Source organism: Moorena producens PAL-8-15-08-1, assembly GCF_001767235.1.
Classification (GTDB): domain Bacteria; phylum Cyanobacteriota; class Cyanobacteriia; order Cyanobacteriales; family Coleofasciculaceae; genus Moorena; species Moorena producens_A.
The window spans coordinates 58,220-74,208 of the sequence record NZ_CP017599.1 but is presented as its reverse complement, the minus strand read 5'-3'; the positions used below and the strand labels follow the sequence as shown (position 1 = coordinate 74,208).

At 42.4% G+C, this 15,989-nt stretch carries 14 protein-coding genes and 1 pseudogene; 10 read left to right on the top strand and 5 right to left on the bottom strand.

The window, feature by feature from the left end; all coding sequences use genetic code 11:
* Positions 1-12 precede the first annotated feature (12 nt).
* Positions 13-237 (top strand): annotated as a pseudogene (locus tag BJP34_RS46885) (DUF6816 family protein); the annotation flags it as partial.
* A gap of 283 nt (positions 238-520) precedes the next feature.
* Here the strand turns inward: BJP34_RS46885 and BJP34_RS00325 are convergent.
* Positions 521-1,432: an alpha/beta fold hydrolase gene (locus BJP34_RS00325; RefSeq protein ID WP_070390605.1), complete on the bottom strand. Its 912-nt coding sequence runs from the start codon at positions 1,430-1,432 to the stop codon at positions 521-523.
* Between the two features lie 874 nt (positions 1,433-2,306).
* Here BJP34_RS00325 and BJP34_RS00320 point away from each other — a divergent pair.
* The 7 genes from BJP34_RS00320 (at position 2,307) to BJP34_RS00290 (ending at position 11,281) form a co-directional block, all read left to right on the top strand.
* Positions 2,307-2,855, top strand: coding sequence for a thioredoxin family protein (locus BJP34_RS00320; protein ID WP_070390604.1), 549 nt, complete (start codon positions 2,307-2,309; stop codon positions 2,853-2,855).
* 121 nt (positions 2,856-2,976) lie between these two features.
* Complete coding sequence (pyrH, locus tag BJP34_RS00315; protein WP_070396416.1) at positions 2,977-3,705, top strand: UMP kinase; 729 nt, start codon at positions 2,977-2,979, stop codon at positions 3,703-3,705.
* Positions 3,692-4,240 carry a ribosome recycling factor gene (gene frr, locus BJP34_RS00310; protein ID WP_070390603.1) on the top strand — a complete coding sequence of 183 codons (549 nt, stop codon included), beginning with the start codon at positions 3,692-3,694 and terminating at the stop codon, positions 4,238-4,240. Before pyrH ends, frr begins: the two co-directional genes overlap by 14 nt.
* 932 nt (positions 4,241-5,172) lie before the next feature.
* Entirely contained in the window at positions 5,173-6,093 is a 921-nt protein-coding gene (locus BJP34_RS00305) for an SDR family NAD(P)-dependent oxidoreductase (RefSeq protein WP_083304927.1), read from the top strand.
* 848 nt (positions 6,094-6,941) lie between these two features.
* Positions 6,942-8,087, top strand: coding sequence for a glycine amidinotransferase (locus BJP34_RS00300; RefSeq protein WP_070390602.1), 1,146 nt, complete (start codon positions 6,942-6,944; stop codon positions 8,085-8,087).
* 48 nt (positions 8,088-8,135) lie between these two features.
* A complete protein-coding gene (locus tag BJP34_RS00295) occupies positions 8,136-8,834 on the top strand; it encodes a class I SAM-dependent methyltransferase (protein WP_070390601.1) in 699 nt (232 codons plus the stop codon).
* Positions 8,835-8,881: 47 nt separating this feature from the next.
* Positions 8,882-11,281: a PEP/pyruvate-binding domain-containing protein gene (locus BJP34_RS00290; RefSeq protein WP_070390600.1), complete on the top strand. Its 2,400-nt coding sequence runs from the start codon at positions 8,882-8,884 to the stop codon at positions 11,279-11,281.
* Between the two features lie 61 nt (positions 11,282-11,342).
* On the opposite strand, the gene acs is transcribed toward BJP34_RS00290, so the two are convergent.
* Positions 11,343-13,313, bottom strand: coding sequence for an acetate--CoA ligase (acs, locus tag BJP34_RS00285; RefSeq protein WP_070390599.1), 1,971 nt, complete (start codon positions 13,311-13,313; stop codon positions 11,343-11,345).
* Positions 13,314-13,556: 243 nt separating this feature from the next.
* Between acs and BJP34_RS00280 the strand changes: the two genes are divergently transcribed.
* Positions 13,557-14,117 carry a GrpB family protein gene (locus tag BJP34_RS00280; RefSeq protein ID WP_070390598.1) on the top strand — a complete coding sequence of 187 codons (561 nt, stop codon included), beginning with the start codon at positions 13,557-13,559 and terminating at the stop codon, positions 14,115-14,117.
* On the opposite strand, the gene BJP34_RS35785 is transcribed toward BJP34_RS00280, so the two are convergent.
* On the bottom strand, positions 14,076-14,279 hold the full coding sequence (locus tag BJP34_RS35785) for a hypothetical protein (RefSeq protein WP_158516911.1): 204 nt from the start codon (positions 14,277-14,279) through the stop codon (positions 14,076-14,078). The two genes, BJP34_RS00280 and BJP34_RS35785, sit on opposite strands and share 42 nt — an antisense overlap.
* 172 nt (positions 14,280-14,451) lie before the next feature.
* Between BJP34_RS35785 and BJP34_RS41945 the strand changes: the two genes are divergently transcribed.
* Entirely contained in the window at positions 14,452-14,886 is a 435-nt protein-coding gene (locus BJP34_RS41945; RefSeq protein WP_158516910.1) for a hypothetical protein, read from the top strand.
* Positions 14,887-15,041: 155 nt separating this feature from the next.
* Here BJP34_RS41945 and BJP34_RS00270 read toward each other — a convergent pair whose 3' ends face one another.
* Entirely contained in the window at positions 15,042-15,353 is a 312-nt protein-coding gene (locus BJP34_RS00270; protein ID WP_324611001.1) for an aspartyl protease, read from the bottom strand.
* Between the two features lie 193 nt (positions 15,354-15,546).
* Positions 15,547-15,720: a hypothetical protein gene (locus BJP34_RS46880; RefSeq protein ID WP_229424194.1), complete on the bottom strand. Its 174-nt coding sequence runs from the start codon at positions 15,718-15,720 to the stop codon at positions 15,547-15,549.
* Positions 15,721-15,989 lie beyond the last annotated feature (269 nt).

The following is a 15,989-nucleotide window of genomic DNA, read 5'->3' as shown; positions in this document are numbered from 1 at the left end:
TTCAATGCCACAGAAGTTGTCAACCAAGTCTTTCGGGGTACTCGCCGACCTTTTTTCAACGAAGTAGAAACCACAACAGCATATCAGTTCTATAAATCACCTAGTCCGATTATTAAGGCTGACCAAGTCACAGCGGTTTATCTGTCACCACAAGACCCCGATTACTTTAAAGCCTTGGAAAAACCTGTGGCTCTCTATCGCTATCAATTAGAGCTAGTAGCAGTCAAGGACGGTTGAAGGTTGAAGGTTAACCGGTTGAAAGTTGTTAATCGGTTGAAGGTTAAAAGTTTAAAGTTAAAAGTTGAAGGGTAAAAGTTAAAGGTTTAATCTTAGGGTAATGCTGGGTAATGGTGTTGGGTTAAGAGTACTAGTGGCGTTGGGAAGGTGTTGGGAGATTTGCGATCGCGATTGTTGTTAACTCAACCTTCAACTGGGTAACCTTAAACCTTAAACCTTCAACCAACTAACCTTCAACCTTCAACCTTCAACCTTCAACCAGCTAACCGTCAACCGTCAACCTTCAACCTTTAACCGGGTTTTCCCCAATCCAATTGAGCAAAATCGGGTTGACTATCTCTGGTGCTTCATCTTGGGGACAATGACCCAAACCTTCTAAAGGAATAAACTTTTCTACAGTCGGGAATTTAGCTAATTCTCGTCCCAAGTCAATGGGTTCCCAGGGGTCTTCGCTGCCCCATAGTATGATCGCAGGACAAGGCAAAATTGGGATCAGGTCTTCTGGTAGAGGTCCTTGAGAATAGTTAGTAAAAGCAATAAAAACATCAGCTGCACCGGGATCAGCTGCTGGTGCCATGATTAGATCAACCAGTTCATCAGTGACAGCTTCTGGACGGCAGTAGGCTTGCAACAGAATATTACGCACTACTTTAGGCTTAGCCAGCTGACTAAAAAAATACTGGCCAACCCACTTAATTTTTAAGAATCGTTGAAGTACTGGTGCGCCAAGACGCTGATACCAAGGGAGTTCAGCCCGTTTACGCTCATGGAGTAGTCGTAGAGAAAAGTTGAGCAGGGCGACTCCTTTAGCTAGCTCTGGATTATCTACAGCGGTTTGCATCAGGGCAATACAGCCGATAGAGTTTCCGACTAAAAAAGCCGGACCACCAACCACCTCCCGACAGAAATCGGCAATTTGTTGCCCCCAGGTTTCAAAGGTATAGTCTATCTCTATACCAGGAGTTGGTTTAGCTGAAGCGCCAAAGCCAATCAAATCAATGGCATAACATCGGCAGTTTTCCCCCAACACTGGCAAGGTCTTGCGCCAATGTCCGGAAGATGCCCCAAAGCCATGGACCATAACCACAGCTGGTCCAGAATTACCGTAAGCTTTATACCCAATGGAAAAGCCCTGCCACATCCAGGTTTTTGTTTCAATCTGATCCCTGATTGGGGCTGTGAAAGAGGAAGACATGATCAAAAAATCCCAAGTTATGCCATAGCGTTACCTTTACATTTTTTGACACTCCCCGCTCGCTCAGAGACGGGGATTCCCAGATCTACGATCGGCCTTAAACCTTTGTGTCTTAATCTTTGAAGCTGCCAAAAACTAAGCAATATCTAAACCAAAGCCCCGTCAAAACCAAGGTTTCAGTTTAGCTCACAAAAGACCCAGCGGGCTAATCTCCTTGGGCGTTTAGTTACTTATTGAGAAGTGCCTTATAAAGTCCGTTGCTTCCCTGTTTCACCTGGTTTCGGCGTGCCCCGCCGTACCGTTGTTTTCTCAAGTTGTGATCTTGCTGGGTTCACACATCGATTGGTAGTCAATGGTTGGGTTTTTAAGGAGGATTTTCCCTACCCTCCGGGCATTACTACTTTCAGGTCGGTAAGTTACGGGTCTCTCTCCCGGCTCAGCCTGCGGTTTTTCAGCCTGTACCCTATACTTCAATTATACTATGGCGCTAATGTAGCGACAACCTCTTGATGGAAGTTTTTTTACGGCGACTAAACTCGCTGGTCACTTTCATCCCCGATAATCGCGATGCGGGGCTTTCAGTGTTTAGTTTTCTAGTAAATAGTCAGCTGCAAGAGTGGTGATTTTACGGATTGCCTATTCAGCCACGACAACCTATGGTGAAGGTTGCCAAAATGCTCCAGAAGCTCTTTTAGCATCTGAGCAGGTCGAATACCCTTGATTTAGAATTGGGTCGGGAAATTTCCCCTTGATGCTAAATTCGTCTATGAGCTAATTAGCGATCGCATCATCTCCCCTTAAGCAAAGCTTGTATTGTAAAGGGAGTTGACCCATAATCCATGACCCATGAACCATCACCCATCACCCATCACCCATGACTATAGAAAAAATCATCATCACCATTGGCAGTTATGCTCCGGATTTTGAATTGCCGGGAACTGATGAGCAGGTTCACCATCTCTGCCGTTACTTAGAACGTTTCTCAGGAGTGGGAGTTATTTTCTTAGGCAACAACTGCCCCTATGTCAATTGCTACATCCCAAGACTCAAACAGATTCAAGACCAGTTTGAACATCAAGGTTTTACCCTAGTGGGCATTAATGCCAATGATGTTTATCAGTACCCCGCAGAGAGTTTTGAGGAAATGAAGCAGTTCTGCCAAACTCAGCAATTGAATTTTCCTTACCTTTGGGATCCAACTCAAGACGTAGCTCACAGCTTTGGTGCCCAGAAAACCACTGAGGCATTTTTAATTGACCATAAGGGAATTGTATGCTATAATGGGTCAATTGATGATAATCCCCAAGATGGTGACGCAGTACAAGCCCATTACTTCAATAGTGCGATCGCGTCTCTTTTAACAGGGCAAGAGATTTCACCACAATCAACTAAGGTAACTGGTAGTCCTATTCAGTGGCGATAATCCTTAAGCTGGGATTAAAAATGAGCGATCACGGATGAGGGATCAGCTATGACCTATGACGAATGACAAATTTGACTGTTATCTTGATGTGGATAACAATTTCATAACAAAGAGTCGTGGCATGGGGATAAAATACCGAAGGGTTTTACTAAAATTGAGCGGTGAAGCCTTGATGGGCAATTTGGGCTACGGCATCTCACCGGAAGTGGTTCAGGAAATCGCAGCTGAAGTGGCTGCCGTTTTGAATGAAGGTGTTCAAATGGCAATCGTTGTCGGTGGTGGCAATATATTTCGCGGACTCAAAGCTGCAGCGGGGGGGATGGATCGGGCAACTGCTGATTATATCGGTATGATTGCCACAGTGATGAATGCCTTGACTTTGCAAGATGCTCTAGAACGAAACGATATCCCGACACGGGTGCAAACTGCCATCGAAATGCAGGAAGTGGCAGAACCGTATATCAGGCGTCGTGCCATTCGCCACCTGGAAAAGGGACGAGTGGTTATTTTTGGTGCAGGTAGTGGTAATCCCTTTTTTACCACTGACACCACCGCTGCTTTACGAGCGGCAGAAATCGATGCTGAGGTAATATTTAAGGCAACTAAAGTTGATGGTATTTATGATTGTGATCCTAAGCTGAATCCTAATGCCCGACGGTATCAGAGCCTGACTTATAGCCATGTCCTAAGTCAGGATTTGCGGGTGATGGATAGTACTGCGATCGCATTATGTAAAGAGAATAACCTCCCAATTATGGTATTTGATCTAAGGGTGCGGGGTAATATTCACCGCGCTGTTATGGGAGAAACTGTTGGAACAATAGTGGGAGGTTCCTGTGCAATTAGCTGATGTCGAAACCAGTATGCAGAAAGCTGTTGAGGCAACTCAACGGGCGTTCAATACCATTAGGACTGGTCGCGCCAGTACTAGTCTATTGGATCGGGTGATGGTTGAGTACTATGGTACCCCAACCCCCCTGAAATCTTTGGCTAATATCAACACGCCAGACGCTAGTACAATCACCATCCAACCTTACGACAAAAGTATGCTGAGCCAGATCGAGAAAGCAATTACTCTTTCGGATCTGGATTTGCCTCCGAACAACAATGGTGAAGTTGTGCGGTTAAATATTCCTCCACTCACTAGCGAGCGCCGTAAAGAATTTGTCAAAATGGCAAGTAAGTTTGCGGAGGAAGGTCGAGTATCGATTCGCAATATCCGTCGTGATGCCGTTGACTCTGTCCGAAAAGAGGAAAAAAATAAGGAAATCTCTGAGGATGAGTCACGGGATTTGCAGGAGGAGATTCAGAAGTTGACGAATAAATACACAAAAAAAGTTGATGAAGTGTTCGCGGCTAAAGAAAAAGACATCATGACTGTGTAATCCTACTATGTAATGCTACTGTGTAATGCTATTCTTGGTGGGGGGTGAGTTCATTTTGGCAACTTTTCCCTCTATCGGCATTCACAGTTGTGTGTAATTGTTGTACTTGTGTACTTACTAGTTATTTGACATTTATCTAAAAATGAACCGCTCATCCCACGACTAGCCAGGTCTAGGATGAGCGGAAATTTTTAATCTACTTGAACAAAATCACCCGCTCATCCCACGACTAGCCAGGTCTAGGATGAGCGGAATTTTTCAATCTACCTGAACACTTTGTTAATTTTCTCATATTTTTTATTGTTGAACAAAAAAACAAAATTTAGGAAGTAAACGACTCAATCCTAGATTTGGTAAGGGGTTCAAGCAATATTGACTAAATGCTTCATCCTAATTGATGTATGAATTTTTCGTATATAAATGTAAAAAACAATAGGTTTATGTTAATATATGTTGCAGTTGAGAGTTGGTGTTGTTAGTGTAGGCTTATGGCTTAGTTACTGGTAAATACTCATTTCAAGGAGGGTACCAACCATGCTCTACATCAACACCGATTTTGGCTACGGATTGATTAAGTGATGCCAAAATGATTTGAAGGATATTTCTGCCACTGATTCCTACCAAGTTTCCGCAACAAACCGGGGAGAAATATCTTAACGAGTTATCCACCAGACTGAATGGCAAATTGCCGCTGCTTTGACTCCCTTAGCCAATAGTCCGATAGCTAGGGTCGGGGATAAGGCTGTTGCCATCAATTATTTGTAGGTAGTCTTTACCAATTTTGAACTGCCTACGGATAACCCTTGCGTGGGAGCAAGATTTCACTGTCAATAGCTTCAGTGTCACTAACTTCACTGCGACTAATTTGAGTCTGAGTGGGTTTAGCGACGCATCCGATGCTTGCTTGTTTTCAACTATAGGTATTGTAGCACATGAAGATTCAGGGAAAAACGGCTCTGGTTACCGGAGCCTCACGTGGTATTGGCAGAGCGATCGCTCTGGAGTTAGCCCAACAAGGAATAAGACGCTTACTGTTGGTGGCGCGAAATCGCCAACGTTTAGCAGAAGTGGCGGCTGAGATTGAACGACAAGGGGTACTAGTTGTGACGCTCGTCTTAGATCTAACCCAAATAGTAGGAGTCAATATTGCGATCGCACGAGCTTGGCGAAGTTACGGACCAATTGATTTGTTGGTTAACTGTGCTGGCGTTGCTCATCAAGCTCCTTTTCTAGAATCCAAACTGCAAAACTTACAGGAAGAAATCGCCACGAATTTAATGGGTATGTACACAATGACTCGTCTAATTGGGCGACGCATGGCAGTACGACGAGAAGGCACTATTGTCAATGTTTCTAGTTTAATGGGTAAGGTAGCAGCACCGACGATGGCAAGCTATTCCGCTACCAAATTTGGAATTGTTGGTTTTACCCAAGCGTTACGGGGAGAGTTAGCGCCACAAAATATCCGGGTAATGGCTTTACTGCCATCGTTAACAGATACTGATATGGCGCGAGGATTACAGTTGTTTCGCTGGGTGTTGCCGATGACTCCTCAACAAGTCGCTAAGGTGCTAGTCGCCAAACTGGAGAAGAACTCATCGGAAATTTTAGTGGGATGGCAAAGTCATTTAGCTATATGGTGTCAGCGTTTCTTTCCTTCGCTATTGGAGAAAGTGTTACGGATTGTAGCTCCTTTATCTTTATCTAGAAGTAAAAGTTTTGGAGAAATAGCAAACAGGCAACAGGCAACAAGCAACAGGAAAGGATTTTGGAGAATAGTTTTAGATTTTGGCTTCTTTAGGTCTAGTAGACAAAGCTTTAATCAAGGTTTAAAAGACAAATTTCCTGATTAATCTTTCCGATATCAACAGGACTTACGCACCCTAGAAATAGATAGGTTGCGTAAGTCCTGGTGATGACAAATCATCGCGCATCAGTTTGGGAGGGGCGAAATGGTGCACCTATTAGTTAGGGCATTAACGGCGACACCATGAATTTATTCGTGGTCAGTCTTTTTGGTGAAATGGTCTTGTTATTTATCTTGGGTTAGGGTGCTGGGATTTGAGGTGATATAAATTGGTGTTTTGTCAAGTAATTGTATAAAAAATTTATTTAAGAATAATAAATGTGTTACGTGAACGAGTTTTTGCGATTTTTATTGATAGTTGACAGTTAACGGTTGACTATCATCTATCAATAAAAATACTAGTCAGATCGTATCAAGTTGACTACTGATTAGGTTTTACAATCAACTATATATAATCTTAAGTAAATCTATAAATAAATTGAGCATTTTGTAAAAAAATGTAAATTTTCTTGAAAAGTGCAAGCAAATTTGTGATAATCTGTTTTAACCTGTTCTTAAAAATAAAAAAAGTTGTTTTAAATTCAAATGATAAATGTCAAAAAATTGATTCTGTATTTGTAGGTACTCTACTTATACTCAATTGGATTTTTGCCGTGGCTGAAGGGAAACTCTGTCAGCTGTTATGGATTTAAACTTTGATAACAGCATCATCTGTATTTTTTAGGGGTGCTTCTCCTAAAAGCTATTTGAACCGAAAATAAGCATGAAACTGGCAAGATGCCAGTTCCACGCAAGATGCCCATTCTACAAAACTATTAAAATTATCCCGCATTTAGGCAACGCACAAAATTTAGCAAAAATTTAGCTAGTACGTTATAGATAAGGAGATCAGAAATGTCGGAAAAAATTGTTAATTCCTGGAATGAATGGGATGAATTGGAAGAAATGGTGGTAGGAATTGCAGACTATGCTAGCTTTGAACCAAAAGAACCAGGGAATCATCCGAAATTAAGAAATCAAAATTTAGCGGAAATCATTCCTTTCCCCAGTGGACCTAAAGACCCTAAAGTCCTTGAAAAAGCTAATGAAGAATTAAATGGACTGGCTTATTTATTAAAAGACCACGATGTGATAGTAAGAAGACCCGAAAAAATTGATTTTACTAAATCTCTAAAAACACCTTACTTTGAAGTTGCAAATCAATACTGTGGAGTCTGTCCTCGGGATGTCATGATTACCTTTGGGAATGAAATCATGGAAGCGACTATGTCGAAGAGAGCTAGATTTTTTGAATACTTACCTTACCGGAAATTGGTCTATGAATATTGGAATAAAGACGAGCATATGATTTGGAATGCTGCGCCTAAACCGACTATGCAGGATAGTATGTATCTAGAGAATTTCTGGGAGCTGTCTTTAGAAGAACGATTTAAGCGTATGCATGATTTTGAATTTTGTATTACACAAGATGAAGTAATTTTTGATGCGGCTGACTGTAGCAGATTAGGAAAGGATATATTAGTTCAGGAATCGATGACAACAAATAGAACAGGAATTCGGTGGTTAAAAAAGCACCTAGAACCAAGAGGATTTCGGGTTCACCCTGTTCATTTTCCCCTTGATTTTTTCCCCTCACACATTGACTGTACGTTTGTTCCTTTGCGACCAGGTCTTATTTTGACAAACCCTGAAAGACCTATACGGGAAGAGGAGGAGAAGATTTTTAAAGAGAATGGCTGGGAGTTGATCACAGTTCCTCAACCGACTTGCTCGAATGATGAAATGCCAATGTTTTGCCAGTCCAGTAAGTGGTTGTCAATGAATGTTCTGAGTATATCACCGACAAAGGTTATCTGTGAGGAAAGAGAAAAACCTCTCCAAGAATTGTTGGATAAGCATGGATTTGAGGTTTTTCCTTTACCCTTTAGACATGTCTTTGAATTTGGGGGGTCTTTTCATTGTGCAACTTGGGATATTCGCCGAAAAGGTGAGTGTGAAGATTATTTACCAAATTTAAACTATCAACCGATTTGTGGTTAAAAACTAACAATAGTAATTACAAGTTAAGAGGGTAAATAGGTCAAGACTATGAATTTGGAAAGCGGTTATCAAGGGTTAAAATCAAGCGCGGATCCCCAACGATGGTCTGCTCAAAAAGAAGTCCTAACCGATGAAACATTGGTGATCGAAGGACATCCGGTTATGGAACGTTGGGAAACCCCTTATATGGGGGCTTTTGCGGCGTTAGTCACTCGCCATGGTGGTCGGATCTTAGAATGTGGCTTTGGCTTGGGAATATCGGCTCATGCTATTCAGTCTTATGCTCCAGAAGAACATGTGATTATAGAAGCCAATGACGATGTTTTTAAACGATTGATTGAGTTCCAAAACAGTGCAGTTAATCAAGTAACCCCTATCTTGGGCTTAGCATGTGATGTCTTAGAATCATTTAGTGATGAATCATTTGATGGTATTTTCTATGATACTTATCCTTTGAATGCAGATGAACAACACACCCACCAATTTCCATTTATCAAAAAGGTTTATCCCCTGCTTAAGAAGGGTGGAATTTTAAGCTATTGTAATTTGACGTCAACAGGAGTTCTCAAAAATAGATACGATTCCTGGGAAGCTCTTTTCAATGAAACTCAAGTTCCTTATCTTATTGAAGCAGGTGTTCCAGAAAACGATATTAAGGGGATCATCATCTTCAAAGTTTCTCCACCTACTGATTGTTTATACTTTCAACACAATACAGCCATGATTCCCATTCTTGTAAAAGAGTAAATAAAATAGTAACTAAAAAAGTAAACATTAATAGATTTGATATTACCATGGATTTCATTAAGCCATTTAATCAACTGTCAAATTATGATCGACCTATAGCAGGTGGAAAAGGAGCCTCATTAGGGGAGTTAACAAAGCATTGTTTTCAGGTACCCGAAGGATTTGTGATTATCACTTCGGCTTTTCAACATTTTATTACTGCCTCTGGCCTCAATGGTACATGGATTAAACTCAAAGAAAAATTAGCAGCAGGCCAATGGGAGATGGCAGAAAAAATTGCTCAGCAACTTCATGAACAAATCCTTTCATCTTCCATACCCGCAGACCTTCGGAGGACAATTGATAATTATTATGGTAAACTTTTCGCAGATGCAGATTTTGTAGCGATTCGTTCTAGTGCAGTTGAAGAAGATCAAGCCCATGCTGCTGGGGCTGGTATTATGTCAACCTTTTTAAATACTCAAAGGAAAGATTTATGGACTAATATTCAACGCTGCTGGGCTTCCTTATTTAGCAGACGGGCTATTGATTATTTTAGAATTCAATCAAATACTTCACCGGACTTGGGGATGGCAGTTATTGTGCAAAGAATGATAGAAAGTGAGATATCTGGAGTAGCTTTCTCTATTAATCCTGTTAGCCGGAAAAGCAATGAAATTATTATAGAGGCAGCACTTGGTTTGGGAGAGGGTGTGGTATCTGGCTCTATTACTCCTGATAATTACAGGGTAGATAAGTCCACATTTAAAATTATTGATAAGTCCGTATCTTTTCAAAAAACTCTCGTTCAAAAGGCGAGTAATGGTGGAATCCGCTCAGCAGATATTGGAGAGGCTGGAAGCGTCAATCCCAAATTGAATGACCAACAACTCATTGACCTGACTAGATACATTACTGCTATTGAATCAATTTATGGTATTCCGGTTGACGTTGAATGGGCTTGGGCAAATGAACAATTTTATATCTTGCAAAGCCGTCCCGTATCTCAATTAAATACTCCTCTTCAGGTAACCGATTATTCCTCGACATTAGTTGAGGCTCCATCAGGGCAGATTGGTGGGTACGAATTTTGGTGGTCTGACCATGAATCCCAATGGGCTATTGATTCTCGGTTGTATATTTTATACACATACAGGGATATTATCTGGAATCAAATAGACGATGTATTAATCTACACAATAAATGGAAACTCTTCTGCTTACATTTCTAAAAGAGATGTGAAGGAAGCCAGAAAAAGAGGAGACGTTTATTTACAATCTGATTATCGGCGAATACTTGAAAAGGTAGCTAGCAAATGTGTGGACAGACATCAACAGCTGTATCACCAATTAAAAAATCTTTCCTTTTCGGAAATCTCTGACTCCAATATCAGTCAAATTTTTAATAGAGTAATTGATACTTTCAGCTTCACAGTCGGTTACTATAAAGCCAGCGGTCCTCTGGCAACTGAGGTACTGATACAGGAACTTTCCCACTACTTTTGCGATGAGGAATTACAGATCTTAAGTCTGCCCACTCAATTAGATATAAGTAATTTGGAACAGCTTGATTGGTTGGAGTTGCTCAAACATTCCTTTTCCAGGGAAAGGCTTTTGAAACATGCTGAAAAATATCCCTGGATTATTATGGGTCACTTCACTTATGATGAAGTTCTTAAAACCCTGAATCAGCGCTTTTACGATAGTCATGGGCAGCAAAATGCTAAAGATATTGTATCGGAAAAACAGCAATTAAAAGAAAAACAAAAGTCGATTTTAAATGGTAAAGAAATCCATCTTAACCTTGTTGATTGCCTGCAAGCTGCTAGCTCTTTTCGTACAACGCTGAAAGGCTGTTGGGCAGGAATGGATTATCATCTGATTCCCTTGTTTGAAGAAATCTGTAGGAGAACCGGTGAAACCATTGAAGACTTAAATCGCTACTATCATATTCAGGATATCTTTCGGATCATAGAGACCGGAGAAAAGTTGAGTGAAGGGGATAAGATAGAGCGGAAGTCTGGTATGTTAGGGTTATGGTCGAAAGGTAAAATGGCCTATTACTATGGCCAAGAAGCAGAGAAGTTATACAGGAAAAAAGTTAAGGAATGCACTGATTCGTCCCAACTTAAAGGCATTGTTGCCAACAGGAGAGGTATAAATTTAGTGAGGGGAAGGGCACGGATTTTAGGATGTAATAATGTGATTCAGGTAAGGGAGTTCAAGAAGAATTTCCAAAAAGGTGATATTCTTGTGACCGCAATGGCACAGTTGAATACATGGTATCTTCTAGAACTGGCAAGTGCTATAGTGACCGATGAAGGAGGAATGCTCTCTCATGCAGCGATTTTGGCTCGGGAAATGAACATACCATGTATTGTCGGAACCCATTCGGCTACTTCTGTGATTAAAGATGGCGATCTGATTACGATCAATACCATTGATGGCACTGTTCAATTAGATAATTAGGCGTAAGCTATCAGCTGATAGCTGATAGCTGATAGCTGATAGCTTACCTGAAGCCTGGTTTTCAAGCCCCTTCCCGTAACTTATCCAAAACGCTGCGGTCTTCTAGAGTGGAGGTATCTCCAGCAACCTCTTGACCTGCAGCTAGCGATCGCAATAGCCGTCGCATAATTTTACCGGAACGAGTCTTGGGCAAAGCATCAGTAAAGCGAATGTCACCAGGACGTGCGATCGCACCAATTTCTTTGACTACGTGCTGCTTTAGTTCTTGCTTGAGTTCGTCACTAGCGCTATAACTGCCTTCTAAGGTCACAAAGGCAAAGACATCTTCCCCTTTTAGCTCATCAGGTTTACCGACTACAGCTGCTTCAGCTACAGAAGGATGAGAAACCAGTGCTGACTCGACTTCCATGGTTCCTAAGCGGTGACCAGAGATATTCAACACATCATCGACACGACCCATAACCCAGAAATAGCCATTGGGGTCTTTTCTGGCACCATCTCCAGCAAAATAGAAGTATTGGCCATCTTTTGGCTGAATGTGTTCCCAATAGGTGCGGCGGAAACGGTCATCATCCCCATAGACAGTACGGATCATACTTGGCCAAGGATGTTTGATAACTAAATAACCACCATCATTGTCCCCAACTGGATTGCCGTCTAAATCTACAATATCAGCAATAATGCCTGGGAAGGGGAAGGTAGCGGAACCCGGTTTAGTGGGAGTAGCACCAGGTAAGGGGGTGAGCATGAAGCCTCCGGTTTCAGTTTGCCACCAAGTATCGACAATGGGACAACGTTCTCCCCCAATCACCCGATGATACCACATCCAGGCTTCTGGGTTAATCGGTTCACCGACAGTTCCTAGGATACGTAGGGAGGATAAATCACGGGCGTTGGGATGCTGGTCTCCCATCTTAATAAAGGCACGAATCGCAGTGGGAGCAGTGTAGAAGATAGTGACTCCATATTTTTCGACCACATCCCACAAGCAACCGGGATTGGAAGGACGGGGAGCCCCTTCGTACATCAGGCTAGTAGCACCATTGGACAATGGACCATAGACAATGTAACTGTGTCCGGTAATCCAGCCGACATCAGCAGTACACCAGTAGACATCGGTCTCTTTGAGGTCAAAGGTCCACTTGGTAGTCATGTGGGTGTAGAGGTTATAGCCACCAGTAGTGTGAACGACCCCTTTCGGTTTACCGGTGGTACCGCTAGTGTAGAGAATGAAGAGCATATCTTCACTATCCATCGGTTCCGCTGGACAATCAGCAGATGCTCCCGGTTGCAAGTCATGCCACCAGTGGTCTCGTTCTGGTTCCATGTCAATCCCTTGCTTGGTGCGTTCTACCACTAGGACGTTTTCTACAGTAGGTGCGCCATTATTCTCTAGGGCTTTATCAACTTGGATCTTCAGAGGAACAATCTTGTCTTTGCGCCAGCCCCCATCAGCAGTAATTACTAATTTAGCTTGAGCATCTACCAGTCGGTCTTTGAGGGCTTCAGCACTAAAGCCACCAAAAACAACGGTGTGGGGAGCACCAATTCTAGCACAGGCTAGCATGGCAATAGCAGCTTCCGGAATCATGGGCATATAAATGCCAACGCGATCGCCTTTTTTCACTCCCAGTTGTTTGATCACATTTGCCATCTGGCAAACTTCCCGGTGTAACTGGGCATAGGTTAGAGTGCGGGAGTCTCCCGGTTCCCCTTCCCAAATCAGGGCAGCTTTATTCCGACGCCAGGTAGTGAGGTGTCTGTCAAGACAGTTGTAAGAAATATTAATCTTGCCACCAACAAACCACTTGGCAAAGGGGGGTTGCCAATCTAATACCGTATCCCACTTTTGAAACCAGTCTAGTTCTTGGTCTGCAAGCTGGGCCCAAAACCCTTGGGGGTCAGCTTTGGCTTGTTCATAAAGTTGCTGATACTCCGCCATGCTCTTAATCTGGGCATTCTCAGAAAAGTCACTCGGTGGCGGGAACAGCCGTTCTTCTTGAAGGATTGATTCTATAGTTGGTTCTGACATAGTTATAGTAAATTACTGAGATCTAAGTAGGTAGTCTAGACCTAGCCAAGGTTAAGTCTAATCAAACCATACTTAACAGGTTACCCAGTTGGGCATATCCTTGGATTTCTTTAATTTATGCTTAATGATTGCTGAGCTCGCTAGTTCTTTAGCAGGTATAGTCGTAAGCTTAAGCGCTACGCGCACGCTACGCGAACAGCTTAAGCGCTACGCGCATATACTTACAATAAAACTGCTGTAGTTATGTCACGAAAAGTAGAAGTTGTTCCCCATGACCCGAAGTGGCGAGATGAATTTGAGCGTGAATCAAAGCAGATTGCCCTTGCCGTCGGCGAAAACTTGATTGCTGTACACCATATTGGGAGTACATCTATTCCAGAACTATATGCTAAACCGATTATTGATATTTTGGTTGAAGTCAAAGACATTACCAAAGTTGATGAAAATAGTTCAGGGATGGAGACAATAGGCTATGAAGGAATGGGTGAATACGGCATACCAGGTCGTCGTTATTTCCGCAAACATAATGAAATAGGAATCAGAACACATCATGTTCATATGTTTGAGGTTAATTCGCTACAGGTAGAGCGTCACTTAGCCTTTCGAGATTATATGATTGCCCATCCTAAGGATGCCCATAAATACGGTGAACTTAAGCGAGAACTTGCTAAGAAATATCCAGACAATATTGAAGCCTATATGGATGGAAAAGATGGGTTCATCAAAGAGATGGAGCGAAAAGCAGCGGAGTGGCGCAGAGGATCAATAGGCAAGAGGCAAGAGGCAATAGGCAAGAGGCAATAGGCAATAGGCAAGAGGCAATAGGCAAGAGGCAAGAGGCAATAGGCAATAGGCAATAGGCAAGAGGCAAGAGGCAATAGGCAATAGGCAATAGGCAATAGGCAATAGGCAATAGGCAATAGGCAATAGGCAATAGGCAATAGGCAATAGGGAAGAGTTAATCAACTATAGGTGTTGCTGATTATGAGTATGGTTTCGCCCCCCTAGCCCCCCAATTCTGGGGGGAACAAAACTCTCAAAGTCCTTTCCGGTGCGCTTTCCAATGGGCGAGTAAATCGCCCTTGGGTCGCACCGCAAAGTTGGGGGATTTAGGGGGCTTTAATAAAACCAGATGATCGTGCATTCATTCCTTAATTCAGCAACGCCTGACAGCGAACGCCAAAGGGGAACCTTGGCCTTTCGGCCACGCTTCGCGAACAAGCTTCAAAAACCTTCAACCTTCAACAACCTTCAACCTTCAAAAACCTTCAACCTTCAACCTTCAACAATCTTCAACCTTCAACAATCTTCAACCTTCAAAAACCTTCAACCTTCAACAACCTTCAACCTTCAACCTTCAACAACCTTCAACCTTCAACAACCTTCAACCTTCAACCTTCAACAACCTTCAACCTTCAACAACCTTCAACCTTCAAAAACCTTCAACCTTCAACCTTCAACAATCTTCAACCTTCAACCTTCAACAACCTTCAACCTTCAACAACCTTGGAGAACAATCGCTCCAATACTTCTTTCGGAATTGTCTCAAAATCTTCCAACAAGAAATCCATAATGGCCAGATGGCGCAAGTGACCAGGAGTGGGAGGGTAACAGCGACGACTGGTGTTAAACCAGTGCGATCGCTTATCTTGTCGGGTGCGTTAACCAAGTGTAACGCACCTCTTTAACTATCAGTGTGTTCCCGTAGCGTGGCCATAGGCCAATCGCTTATCCTAGGGTTAACACTCCCATGGGAAAATCTACAACTAAACGCTTTGTTCGTAACCACAAAACACCATTAAGAGTATTGACCAGTTCATCTCCTCCTAACACTTCAACCGTAAACTCCTCTTCCTCAATAACCACCTTTCCCTCATATAAATTAAACCGTGCTTCTCCCTGGGCTGTTTGCATATCCTGTGGTTCATTATTACGCACCCACCCTAAACTCTCAGCATCTTGATTATCAATAGCTAACCAACCTGTAAACCCTGTATCTAACAGTGCCATAACGGGAAAAATCTCCCCATCAGCAGACATCAAGCCAATTTAAAAAATAACTCCCCGAACCTATTAAATTCACCTTGGATCATATTCTGCCACAAGTTCCCGTTTCATTAATTTGCATAATAAGACACTTTTTACCTGGATGTTTAGAACGGGATTTGGAAAGTGCTACCTTTTTATCTTCATCGATAAAATACTCCCCACTATCAGGTTCAATAATAATAAATCAATCATAATGCTCTTGAATCAATTCTGGTTGTACTCGCTCAAAGACCTCTCGACAACGCTTATAAAACACTGCATCTTCTGCTTTAATTCTGGCTTTTTCTTCAGGAGACAGTCGTTTCTCCGGAAAAACCCGTCCTCGCCTTACAGTGTGATGGGAAGATGATGGTGTCATTTTAGTTATACAAAACGCTGTAGATAGGTTTATAATAACAAAAATATCCCCCCTCAGGTTATTTCTACCTCTCCTGCTAAGAGGTTGTCTGAGAAGTCTCATTTGCTACATCAAAGCCCCCTAAATCCCCCGAGCGAGGGATTGCTCGCTCGGGGGACTTTTAGCCGCAAATTGATTCTTGTTCCCCCCAGAATTGGGGGGCTAGGGGGGCAAAATTCAGTATCAAAAAACTTTTCAGATATCCTCTAAGAAAGGGATAAGGGGTGACT

Bases quoted from the DNA above. Each gene is read 5' to 3' on its own strand.
- BJP34_RS00325 (WP_070390605.1), bottom strand. From the start codon at position 1,432: ATGTCTTCCTCTTTCACAGCCCCAATCAGGGATCAGATTGAAACAAAA.
- BJP34_RS00320 (WP_070390604.1), top strand. From the start codon at position 2,307: ATGACTATAGAAAAAATCATCATCACCATTGGCAGTTATGCTCCGGAT.
- pyrH (WP_070396416.1), top strand. From the start codon at position 2,977: ATGGGGATAAAATACCGAAGGGTTTTACTAAAATTGAGCGGTGAAGCC.
- BJP34_RS00305 (WP_083304927.1), top strand. From the start codon at position 5,173: ATGAAGATTCAGGGAAAAACGGCTCTGGTTACCGGAGCCTCACGTGGT.
- BJP34_RS00300 (WP_070390602.1), top strand. From the start codon at position 6,942: ATGTCGGAAAAAATTGTTAATTCCTGGAATGAATGGGATGAATTGGAA.
- BJP34_RS00295 (WP_070390601.1), top strand. From the start codon at position 8,136: ATGAATTTGGAAAGCGGTTATCAAGGGTTAAAATCAAGCGCGGATCCC.
- BJP34_RS00290 (WP_070390600.1), top strand. From the start codon at position 8,882: ATGGATTTCATTAAGCCATTTAATCAACTGTCAAATTATGATCGACCT.
- acs (WP_070390599.1), bottom strand. From the start codon at position 13,313: ATGTCAGAACCAACTATAGAATCAATCCTTCAAGAAGAACGGCTGTTC.
- BJP34_RS00280 (WP_070390598.1), top strand. From the start codon at position 13,557: ATGTCACGAAAAGTAGAAGTTGTTCCCCATGACCCGAAGTGGCGAGAT.
- BJP34_RS00270 (WP_324611001.1), bottom strand. From the start codon at position 15,353: ATGTCTGCTGATGGGGAGATTTTTCCCGTTATGGCACTGTTAGATACA.
- BJP34_RS46880 (WP_229424194.1), bottom strand. From the start codon at position 15,720: ATGACACCATCATCTTCCCATCACACTGTAAGGCGAGGACGGGTTTTT.